8 protein-coding genes are annotated in these 11,171 nt (G+C 42.9%); 4 read left to right on the forward strand and 4 right to left on the reverse strand.

Annotated features, from left to right (window positions below):
- The first annotated feature begins 63 nt into the window (after positions 1 to 63).
- A complete protein-coding gene (locus ACED46_RS16815; RefSeq protein ID WP_371721958.1) occupies positions 64 to 2,394 on the forward strand; it encodes an ATP-binding protein in 2,331 nt (776 codons plus the stop codon).
- 17 nt (positions 2,395 to 2,411) lie between these two features.
- Positions 2,412 to 4,187 (forward strand): EAL domain-containing protein, encoded by a 1,776-nt coding sequence (locus ACED46_RS16820; protein WP_371721959.1) that lies wholly within the window; start codon positions 2,412 to 2,414, stop codon positions 4,185 to 4,187.
- Between the two features lie 107 nt (positions 4,188 to 4,294).
- Here the strand turns inward: ACED46_RS16820 and ACED46_RS16825 are convergent, their stop codons facing one another.
- Positions 4,295 to 5,194 carry a DMT family transporter gene (locus ACED46_RS16825; protein ID WP_371721960.1) on the reverse strand — a complete coding sequence of 300 codons (900 nt, stop codon included), beginning with the start codon at positions 5,192 to 5,194 and terminating at the stop codon, positions 4,295 to 4,297.
- Between the two features lie 124 nt (positions 5,195 to 5,318).
- Here ACED46_RS16825 and ACED46_RS16830 point away from each other — a divergent pair, with 124 nt between their 5' ends.
- Positions 5,319 to 6,746, forward strand: coding sequence for an aminotransferase class I/II-fold pyridoxal phosphate-dependent enzyme (locus tag ACED46_RS16830; protein WP_171732861.1), 1,428 nt, complete (start codon positions 5,319 to 5,321; stop codon positions 6,744 to 6,746).
- Between the two features lie 114 nt (positions 6,747 to 6,860).
- Here the strand turns inward: ACED46_RS16830 and ACED46_RS16835 are convergent, their stop codons facing one another.
- The 3 genes from ACED46_RS16835 to ACED46_RS16845 form a co-directional block, all read right to left on the reverse strand.
- Positions 6,861 to 7,409, reverse strand: coding sequence for a carboxymuconolactone decarboxylase family protein (locus ACED46_RS16835; protein WP_017061666.1), 549 nt, complete (start codon positions 7,407 to 7,409; stop codon positions 6,861 to 6,863).
- Between the two features lie 236 nt (positions 7,410 to 7,645).
- Complete coding sequence (locus ACED46_RS16840; RefSeq protein WP_017064937.1) at positions 7,646 to 8,215, reverse strand: GNAT family N-acetyltransferase; 570 nt, start codon at positions 8,213 to 8,215, stop codon at positions 7,646 to 7,648.
- Positions 8,216 to 9,451: a MerR family transcriptional regulator gene (locus ACED46_RS16845; protein WP_017069793.1), complete on the reverse strand. Its 1,236-nt coding sequence runs from the start codon at positions 9,449 to 9,451 to the stop codon at positions 8,216 to 8,218.
- Between the two features lie 490 nt (positions 9,452 to 9,941).
- Here ACED46_RS16845 and ACED46_RS16850 point away from each other — a divergent pair, with 490 nt between their 5' ends.
- Positions 9,942 to 11,105 carry an amino acid permease gene (locus ACED46_RS16850; RefSeq protein WP_017066045.1) on the forward strand — a complete coding sequence of 388 codons (1,164 nt, stop codon included), beginning with the start codon at positions 9,942 to 9,944 and terminating at the stop codon, positions 11,103 to 11,105.
- The last annotated feature ends 66 nt before the right edge of the window (positions 11,106 to 11,171 follow it).

An 11,171-nucleotide genomic window follows, 5' to 3' on the forward strand; every position in this document is an offset into this window, starting at 1 on the left:
AATGAAGCCTTTTTTCTATCTAAATAAACAAGTTAGCTCTTAAGATCCTGTCTATTTAAGGCATTGATTGATGGAAATATTGGTCGTGCTTTCTTAAACAAAGATGTCATTGGCTACGATTTTCTCGCTCGCTATAGTGGAAAAATTGCACTAGCAGAAACTGAGGATTTCTACAGTGTTCCAGTAGGCATGGTGCTGAGAGGACAACACATCGCAGCCATGGATCTCATAAATCGAATGCTATATCCAATGACAAGCCTCCATATCGAGCAGTTTAAGAACCGATATAACCTCGGGGTAATCAACTACGGTTATAACAAGAGAACCTTAATGATAATTAGTGGCACGTCACTACTCATTATCTTGGGGCTTTTCCTATTCCATGTTCTACGTCGAAACCGCCTACAAAAGAGCTTACAAGCACAATACAGTGAGAAGAAAAAGGCGTCTGAAGAAGCTCTTTGGTTTGCAACTCTGCTTGATGATCTTCCTGTTTTAGTCTCAGTAGTAGACGACAGGTATAACCAAGTGTTCGCCAATAAGGCATATCGTAAATATTTCCATAATTGCACTAAGTGCACGAATGAGCACGACTTGTGCGCGCTAGCCGCCCCTCTTTTACACAATGATGAATTTGATGAAACTTACTGCGTGAACAACGAAAGTTACTTTAAACGATACTTGCACCACGTAGAGAACCCAAGAACAGGTAAGAAGTTCCAGATTTTAGTGTTAGATGACACAACCAAAGCCCACAACCACAAGAAAGAGTTAGTGAAGGCAAATAAGATTGCAAACAGAGCCATCGATACCCGAGCGCGATTCTTGGCTGTCATCACTCATGAGTTACGCACCCCAATCAACGGCATCGTTGGGCTGCTAGAACGAAAAAATAACAACAAAGAACAGAACATGTTCATCGATAGCATACGTAAGTCGGCGTATATCCTAAATAGTCATGTGAGCGATATTCTTGATTTCTCTAAGATGGAAGCAGGAGAAAGCAACATAGTAATAGAGCAAACCAACATTTTGGTTGGGATAGACACAATATTAAAATCTCACCAATCCCATGCATTTGGAAAAGGCATCGATTTCAAAGTGTATTGGGAGCCAACCCCTCTTATCTTGGTGTCGACTGACATGGATAAGATCCAACAAGTCATATCGAATTTACTCTCTAATGCAATCAAATTTACCGAATATGGCGCGGTCACTATTACCATTTCTATAAAACAGAGCGCTCTCCACTTCCAAGTACAAGACACTGGAATTGGAATGACCTCAGATCAAGTGGACACCATATTTGAACCTTTTGTGCAGGCAGACAACAGCAAATCACGTCGGTTCGGAGGTACTGGGCTCGGTATGACAATTGTAGATACCATAATCAAACAATTTAAAGGCAGCATAGATATTACATCTGAAGTCAACTTCGGTACTAGCATCACGGTATCAATACCATTGCACTATGTTAGTTCAAAACCAGACGTACCATTAACACAGTTTGATTCAACCTCATCTATTATCAATTCATGGTTAGCTGAGTGGGGGATATACAACGAAGGAAGCCAACCATTTAACGCCCCGCTTCTCGATGAGATCTATGAAAAATTTCCTAGCGAGATATACACTTATCTACTTTCTTTTGCCCAATCCACTCTTGATGTTGAGCCCAACCTAGTACAATTTTCAGCTCATATTTTGGTTGCAGAAGACAATAAAATTAACCAACTTATGATTAAGCAACAACTTGAAGAGATTGGGATCGACTGCTCTATTGCATCTGATGGGCAAGAAGCCATTGCTCTCTTTGAGCAAGATCCAACGAAATATGATCTGATAATCACAGACAATCACATGCCATTTATGGATGGTTTTGAACTCACACAACAGGTGCGCAATAATCAGAAAAATGCAGACATATCTATCATTGGCTGTACTGCTGATGACCCTAAAACGACACATACTGAATGCTTAAATGTTGGTATGAGTGACGTACTTTATAAACCTTATGAGTTGAAAGATCTGATTGATGTATTGCGACGTCACTTACCGTTGAACCAAGAGGAACAAAAGCCCAAAGCGTTGAGCGGATCAGGTTCAGAACATTCTGATTGGATTAACCACATAAAAAAATCAAACCAAAAAGAATTATTACAAGTGATTAGCGAGTCATTCTCATCAGATATTGAAGATTTGTCTAATAACCCTAACCACTATAAAAAAATTGCCCATAAAGTGAAAGGAGCAGCTCAACTTCTAAAGATCCAACATATCGTAGAGTTGACGGAAGAAATGGAAAGTTTTGAATATCACAACCCTGTTTACAACGAACGACTCTGTAATGAGTTAATAAAAATAATAAAGATTGCAGACGAAGCAATCCCTTAGTTTAAGTGATACGCCCCATGAAAATTCTAATAATCGAAGATGATCGTATTCAAGCCATCTCATTAAAGTTGCTCTTGAATGACCTAGGTATTGCGCAAATCACTATAGCTCATACCAGTCAGAGTGCTCTTGATTTCTGCTTCAGTGAGAAGTATAGCCATATATTTTGTGATATACAGTTGCCAGATTCTGATGGGATCTTATTACTTCGTGAAATATCTAAATACCAACGCTCAGCCACTATCACTATATTAAGCTCGAGTGAAACGAGTGTGATTAAGTTGACTTACCTAGCTTGTAAAACCCTAAGATTCAAAAGTGTGCACAGTTTAAAAAAACCCTTTACACACGACTGCATCTCAAAAATTGTTTCTTCGAGCACGCCGCAAACAACACAACATCTAGAGCACAATAAACCACACTTCACCTTTACTGAGTCTGAAGTGGTATCTGCGATAGAAAATGATGAAATCTTCTATTATTACCAGCCGCAAGTGGACTTTCAATCTGACAAAATTGTCGGTGTAGAAGCGCTTGTAAGGTGGGATCATCCAGAGCTGGGGGTGTTAACGCCAAACCACTTTTTGTCATACATCACCAAGTCTGAACACTACAATTTGTTGTTTTGTACTGTACTCAACAAGTCTATCCGAGCAATTCAAAGCTTAAACTTAACAACGCCGATCAAGCTATCGATCAACTTCACTCAACGAGACCTTGAGTGTAGTGATATCTGTAATGAAATTATTGAGACTTGTGAACGTGAAGGGTTCAACTACAACAACCTTGTTCTAGAGCTTACAGAAAGTCATATCTATTCTTCGGATGCTAATTCCCTCATCAATTTAGCCCGACTTAAATTGCTTGGAGTTAAGCTCGCCATCGATGACTTTGGCACAGGCTATTCATCACTGGAGAAAATCACGCAGATACCTTTTGATATTCTGAAAATAGATCGCAGCTTTGTTGGCAATGTGATTCAAGATTACCAAAATGCGTCTATCGTCAAGCTCTGCATCGGCACTGCAAAAGCGTTGCATTTAAATGTGGTTGTCGAAGGGATAGAAGATGCTGATACTTGGCAATATATCAAAAACATGGGTGCGGATGAGTGCCAAGGTTATTTTACGGGTCGACCTATGTCGATTCACGATCTTCAGCAAGCACTGGTTAAGCAAAAAACCACATCAGAAGTAAAAAAGCTGAACGTATTAGTGATTGATGATCAACCCATTATTGGTGTGGCACTAAAGAATGCACTGCTCGAGCAACAAAGTGTCGAAAATGCACATTGTGTTACCACTCCTCAATTAGCGTTAGATTATATACGGGACAATGTTTACAACCTGCTGATTGTCGATGTGAATTTAACCGACGAAAGTGGCTTTCATCTAGTCGAAAAGATTCGCCAAACCGAGTTTATAGGAAGAGTTATCTTCATCTCAGGGGAGGACAACCCACTGTATGATTCCTTATGCCAAGGGCTAGGTGCGACATACATAACCAAAAGTCTCGAGCTCAACGAAATGATAGAGAAAATCATCTATTACGGAGGGCAAGATACGGATGAAACACCTTTAATCAACACGACACCCACACCGTTAGACTCGCTCTCCGTAAGGGAACGTGAAGTGCTAAGACAACTATTAGATGGCGTGGGTAACAAAGCCATCGCGAATCAACTCAATATAAGTCAAAAAACGGTAAGCACCTATAAAAGCCGCGTACTTCAAAAGCTAAATGCCAAGTCTATGATTGATTTATCGAAGTACATTAAAACCTTACAAACTTAATAAATGTAAGTCACTTCTAACCTATAAAACTTATAGCACAACACTAAAACGCCCTGCATTCTCATGTCGGGCGTTTTATTATTTGTCACCTTCCTAAAATTCACAACTTAGGTCGAACTTTCACTTAAACGATGAGATCTTAAGATATTAGGCTTTTTTACCACCAAATAAACCGCCGCAGCAGACAAGGCAAAGCCCATCGCGCCATACATGTCGAACGACTCACCGAAAATAAGCCACGCTTGGATTGCTGTCGTCGGTGGCACCAAGTAAAAGACCGAAGCCACACTTGAAGATGCACCGTGCTCTACCATGTAAAGCAACAATAGGATGGCAACACAAGACAGAACGACCACCAGCCAAATTAGAGTCAACGTGAATTCTATCGTCCAGTTTACTTGCATAGTTTCGTAACGCATTGCGAACGGCAGAAACAACGCGGCAGAAGCCAAATATTGCACCATCGCACCGCCGACCATATCTGTCCCCTGACAGAAGCGCTTCTGATACAAAGTGCCGCAGGTAATACCCACCAAAGAAACCAAACACAATAACGTTGCCAAGCCTTTTTGGTCGTCTGACTGCCATTCAATATTGCCCATCAACACCAAACTAATACCCGCAAAACCAAGCGCTAACCCCAACCACTGTGCAAAATTAAAACGCTGCGAAGTACAGCTGATCATAATCAATGCGGTAAGAATCGGTTGTAAGCCAACAAGTAGAGAACTCAACCCGGCGGGCATACCTATATCAATCGCCAGATAGGTGCCACCAAGGTAGAAACCATGAATCAAGATGCCAACCACACTTGCGTGGAAGAATGCTCGACCACGAGGAATACGACGCTTAAGGATTGCAATCAAAACCAAGAACAGCGCCACGTTGGCTACCATCCTCAATGAAAGTAATGTTGCGGGTTCGGCATATTCAACACCAAGACGTGCGCCGACAAAACCTGACGACCACAATATTACAAACACAAACGGAATCATTTTAATCAGCATTACAAACCTCTGGTCAACTCTTCATCAATGCTGTTACCTTAGTTGGGTACAGATAACTAATAAAGATACAGATATAACACTTTAAATGGTTACAGATTGAGAGTGTGCAACGAGGGAGAAACACGTGGAAGCAGAACTCAGCGGCAATAAATACCTTGCTACCGAACAACATATTAAGGCTCAGATCGATAAGGGGCTCTTTCATCCAGACGATCGCCTTCCCTCGATCCGCCAGTTAAGCGAACAGCTTGGCGTAAGCAAAAATACCGTAATTCGCGCCTATCAAGAACTGGAAGCCACAGGCTGGGTTTATTCAGTACCTAAATCTGGCTATCGCGTGAAAGCACCGAACACCACCAGCTGGGATGCATCAAGCCAACCTCAAAAAGTCGATCTGTTGTCTGTCACCAAATCGGTACTCTCTCGTCCAAAAGGTCGCCTGAAACTGTTGGCAGGCTCCGCGCACCCGAACATCAACAATCCTGCGATTCGTAGCTTGTATGCCGAGATTGGCCGTCACAGTCGATTACAAACTCAGCTTCCCGGTTATTACCAATTACCCCCCGGCGACGAGCAATTAGTAAAGCAATTGTTAAAGATCACTCATGATCTTGGTGTGCCTGCGGGATCGAAAGAGATTGCAATTACTCATGGTGCTCAACAGGCGATCAGTTTGGCTTTACGTGCGCTCACCAAGCCCGGTGACATCGTGGCGGTCGAGTCACCGTGTTACTTCGGTAATTTATTGTTGCTCGAATCACTTGGCTTGCAAGCTTTAGAAATCCCGAGCAGTGTTAGCCATGGCATTGACATTCCATCACTGCAGAGCGCGTTGGACAAATGGGAAGTAAAAACCTTACTGCTAACGCCAAACTTTACTAATCCAACCGGCTCAAGAATGCCATTGGCGAATCGAAAAGCATTACTGGAGATCACCGGATCTTTACCAATTATCGAAGACGATGTGTTCGGTAGCTTGGCGTTCGATACACCAATCGCTAGCCTCAAAGAGCTTGATGACCAAGATAGAGTCATCTACGTCAACTCACTGTCTAAAACCTTAGACTCACGCTTGCGAATCGGTTGGTTATTGTCGGGGCGCTACCAACCTTTAGTCGAAAAGTACCTTTTATGCGACAACATGGGCAGCTCAAACCTGATGCAATCCGCGGTAGGGCAATTCCTCACTACCGGTAAATATCGCAGCCACTTATCCAAAATGAAACGGCTCTACCAAACCAACCAAAAGCAATTCCAAAGCCTGTTAATACAAGCACTAGATAGCCACCCACACCTTGTCGGGCAATACCACCTATCAAAACCGGAAGGCTCTTTTTTAAACTGGATAACACTGCCTGAATCGGTCGATAGCTACGCGGTCTATCAAGACTGTTTAAAGCATAAGTTGGGGATTTTACCCGGAACAGTATTTGGCACCAACGACCAATATAAACACTGCTTGCGCTTTACTGTTGCCAACATTGAAGAGAGCAAAGAGTGGAAAGAAGGGGTTGTGACACTAGCGAAGATAATCGCTAAGCACGTGCGTTAGGTTACCTTTCTAATTACCATTTAGACCAAAACAACAAAGCCCCATTCAACTGAGTGGGGCTTTCATCATTATCATATCTTGAGTTGCTTAAATACGATGGTTAGTTAAATACGATTACCCTTGCCAAGCGAACTGTTCAAAAACTTTGTCGACTGGCGTTTTAGCAACGTGGTTTACGTAATTACTGATCACTTTCTGAGACAGGCCAAGAATCACTTCTAGCACTTGTTGCTGACCGTAGCCCGCTTCGAAAAATGCTGCCATTTCACTTTCAGGCACATTGCCGCGGTTACGTACCATGCTCAGCGTAAAATCATGCAGGGCTTGCAGCTTTTCAGTGGGTAAAGCTGTGCGATTACGCAGTGCTTCGGTGATTGCAGGATCAACCTTCATTGAATGTGCAATGCCAGTGTGTGCAGGAACGCAGTAGTGGCATTCGTGTTCAACGTTGATGGTTTGCCAAACAACCGTTAGCTCTTCAGCATCGAAAGATGAGTCACTAAACGCCTGATGAAGCTGAGTGTAAGCCTTAAGTGTGTTTGGAGATTCAGCCAACACACCAAACAAGCCCGGCACTCTGCCCATCTGCTTTTTAGCGCCCTCAAGAATAGGTTGGCTTTGCTCTGGCGCGGATTCTACTGAGTGAATTTTGAAGTTGCTCATTGCTCTATCCCTATCAATTTTCGGTTCTAAAGTTATTCAATCACGGAGCAATTAATGAATGTTCTCCGTTGGTGTAAAAACAATATAGATCAAACAAGAACGATCGTTCAAGTGTTATTTTGAACAGTTGTTCAATTTATACATTGAAGCCAGAAGAATGTCTTCGTTCATAACAAGAAAGCCCAACAGGCAACACCTGATGGGCTTTCTCTTTTTCTCAATTTTTTTGCAAGCGGCTACCAATATTCTGCGTGGGCCAAGCCTTTAACACAGCTCGACTTGCCACTTGTTACTTTAATTTCACCACCAGTCAACGATTGAGCCAACCAACCGTGAGAGAAACTCAATTCAAAGGGCGCAGGGACTTGCTCAACGGTAATTTGCTCAAAGCCCACTTTTGAATAGTAGTTAGGATCACCGTACGTCACTGCAAGCTCAATACCCTGCTCTTTTAGGAGCTGCAAACCGGAGTTAATCAGGCGCTGACCAATACCACGCTTTTGCACCTGAGTGCTCACCGCGACTGGCGAAAGCAAATATGCCTTGGTTTCATCGTCAAATGAAAGCGACGTAAAGATAATCGAGCCTACAATCGTACTATCCGCATCCGACTCACTAGAATCATCTTCAACAACAAAGCAAAATAGCTCTGTCGGAGCTGTGGTCGTTAAAAGATCGTTGGCAAGCTCACCCAAAGTTTTACCTTCGTTCTCACCTTCTGAATCCGTAAAGGTTTGAGTGAAAACTTGAGTGATCGTTTCGATTTCATTTGAATTATATTGCCTAAATTTCATGGTGTTACTCATTTACTTTAATTTCTTGAGCACAAAGAACTGATAATCAAAATCACGTTGTTCAGAACCTTTCGAAGGCTCTTGACCCAAACCGTTCTTTGATGTGCTGCTATCGAAAAATTGTTTAACTTCATTGTCGCAATCGACTAGCGCTTTTGAGTTCGGCATCGTTGCTTTAAGCGCTTCTATTCGCTTTTGAAAGGGCTGGTAATACGCAAGCCAACCAGCGTCACTCATTGCAAAGTGATCCAAAACTTCATAACCCGCTGCTTTTGCCTGTTTAATACGCTCGGAAACCGTCGTCATGTCCGGGTACTCTTTCTGCCAGAACGCTTTGCTCGATTCGTTAGGTTGTTCGGTATTCCACACCAAATCATTAACGACCAATATGCCGTCATCACTGAGTAAATTTCGCCACTGCTTTAGCGCCTTTTCAACACCCATGATGTAAGCGCTGCCTTCCGACCAAATTAGGTCAAACGACTTAGCTTCAAACGGCAGATCCATCATGCTCGCGCATACGGTTTTGACGTTGCTTTCTAAGCCAAGAACCTGTGCTTGCTGAGTCAGAACATCTAAACTCGGTTGATCATTATCTACCGCCGTTATTTGCACATCCACTTGATGTTCTACTAAGGCTTTCGCTAACACAGAGGTGGCAATACCTTTACCACAACCGATCTCAAGCACACGTTTAGGAGAAACCGAAACGTGTACCAACGCCGCTAAAGTATCTTCCGCTGTTCCTGGCCCTAAACGCTGTAAACCCTCAAAGATCACCTCAAAATCCGCCATGTACTGGTCATGATCGTTCATGTCTTTTGAAAGCCATTTCAGTCGCAGTGCTTGCTTCTCATCAAAGCCTTGCTTAATGAGCCAATCGAGATGCGCATCAGGCGCCACCTTGTCCATCGATTCATGCCAATCTTGCAAACCACTCTCGCCTAACAAGGCCGATAAAAGATCTCTCGAACGCTGTTTCTGAGCGATCTCTTCGTCCAATTGTTCGAGTCGGTTTTGTAACAAGGAGCGGTCAACCTTGGCATCCAAACACGCCTGACACTCTTTCAACGTCAGTCCACCCGCTTGTAACTGCTGCAACAATTTCACACGCTGCAAGTCGCGTTCGGAATAACTTCGATAACCATTATTGGTGCGTTGAGCTTCTATCAAACCCAACTTTCCATAGTACAAAAGCGTTGAACGGCTCAGGCCAACGAGCTCCGCTAATTCAGATATGCGATACATCCACTTCTCCCTCATTTCAGTAGTAAAGATAAACTATGAAGTTGTAGTCAGGTCAACAGAATTTTCGACACTTTTCTCGTTCTTTACCTATTTACCTTCAAATTGATAAAGCGATCTGAGCGTGTCTTTTACCCATAGAACGGTTAGTCATCGACATTGCCTGAACGGGATTCAGGAAAGGAGAAGTATTAAACTTGATGAATTGAAAACAATTAGCTCATAAACATACTTCTTTTTAACTGAATTTTGCCAATTTCTAAATCATTCAATAATGGACGAACGTTAACTAAACGATAAATAAACTCACCGAGTGAATACTTAAATCAACCACACATATACACCAGAAATTCCTGCTTAAATTTTTTAGAAAAATTCAAAATTTATTAGAAATTAACCCCTAACTTTACTGAGTATTTTGTTAGTCTTGGAAACAATTATTTACAATCCAAACAAAATTTAATTGGATCGCTTGAGGTTGTTTTTCTTGAATATGAAATTATTCGGCAGTTCTTTGATTCTGTCAGGAACTGCATTAGGGGCTGGCATGCTCGCTATTCCCATGGTGTTGGCCCAATTTGGCTTCATGATCAGCTCAGTGCTGATGCTACTTATCTTTATCGGCACCACATACTCTGCACTCCTCCTGGCAGAAGCATGCACTAAAACTAAAGACAACAGTGGCATGAGCAGTGTTGCTTACCTCACTCTGGGCAGCAAAGGTAAACACTTTATCAATGCACTCTTTTACCTGTTGCTAGTATGCATGTTGATCGCTTATATCTTGGGTGTCGGTGACATCATTCATAAGCTACTGCTCGACGTTGGTATTGATGTATCGACCTCTGCAGCTTACACAGCTTTTAGCCTATTAACGGGTGTAATTGTAGTGGCGGGCAAGTCTTACATAGACAAACTTAATCGTGGCTTATTCATCATGATGGTGGTGATGCTGTTTATTGTTATCGCGTCGTTGTTTAGCAACATTCGCCTTGATTACCTTACTCAAACCAGCCAATACACAGCCAATGATGTGGTGCAATACAGCGCGGTTATCTTTACCAGCTTTGCCTCTATGGTGGTGATCCCATCACTGGTGATCTACAACCGTGAAGCGACTCAAAAGCAGATCCGCAATATGATTCTGCTTGGCTCAGTGATTCCATTAATTTGCTACCTGACTTGGTTATTCGCGATTATCGGCAACCTCGGCACAGACGCGATCAGCCAGTTCCACAATATCTCTGAGTTGATCTCTGCGTTCAGCGGCCAATCTGCTTGGTTGAAAGTGGTGATCGCTCTGTTCTCTGCTCTGGCCTTGGTGACTTCTTTCCTCGGCGTGTCGATGGCGCTTTACGACCAAAACAAAGATGCGGTGACCAACAACAAAGCGTTGGCTTATGCGCTAACCTTCATCTTACCTTTGGTATTAGCTGAGCTGTTCGCTAGCCAGTTTGTAAGCATGCTGGACTATGCAGGTATGGTGCTGGTGTTCCTAGCTATCTGGGGCCCACTCGCAATGGTAGTTAAGGTTCGCAGACCTGACTTCCCTCACCTACAAACCGAAGGCAGCTACACAGCAGCCGGTGGCGACACGGCATTAATGGCGACATTTGGTTTTGGTGCGTTGATTTTCGTGTCTTGGTTTATGGGGTAGATCCCCATTGAATGGACTATCTGTTGCCATTTAGAAGACAGCAGATACAAATAGCCCGTTAGTCCT

It is taken from the genome of Vibrio sp. 1S139, from assembly GCF_041439475.1.
Classification (GTDB): domain Bacteria; phylum Pseudomonadota; class Gammaproteobacteria; order Enterobacterales; family Vibrionaceae; genus Vibrio; species Vibrio crassostreae_C.

Bases quoted from the DNA above. Each gene is read 5' to 3' on its own strand.
- ACED46_RS16820 (WP_371721959.1), top strand. From the start codon at position 2,412: ATGAAAATTCTAATAATCGAAGATGATCGTATTCAAGCCATCTCATTA.
- ACED46_RS16825 (WP_371721960.1), bottom strand. From the start codon at position 5,194: ATGCTGATTAAAATGATTCCGTTTGTGTTTGTAATATTGTGGTCGTCA.
- ACED46_RS16835 (WP_017061666.1), bottom strand. From the start codon at position 7,409: ATGAGCAACTTCAAAATTCACTCAGTAGAATCCGCGCCAGAGCAAAGC.
- ACED46_RS16840 (WP_017064937.1), bottom strand. From the start codon at position 8,215: ATGAGTAACACCATGAAATTTAGGCAATATAATTCAAATGAAATCGAA.
- ACED46_RS16845 (WP_017069793.1), bottom strand. From the start codon at position 9,451: ATGTATCGCATATCTGAATTAGCGGAGCTCGTTGGCCTGAGCCGTTCA.
- ACED46_RS16850 (WP_017066045.1), top strand. From the start codon at position 9,942: ATGAAATTATTCGGCAGTTCTTTGATTCTGTCAGGAACTGCATTAGGG.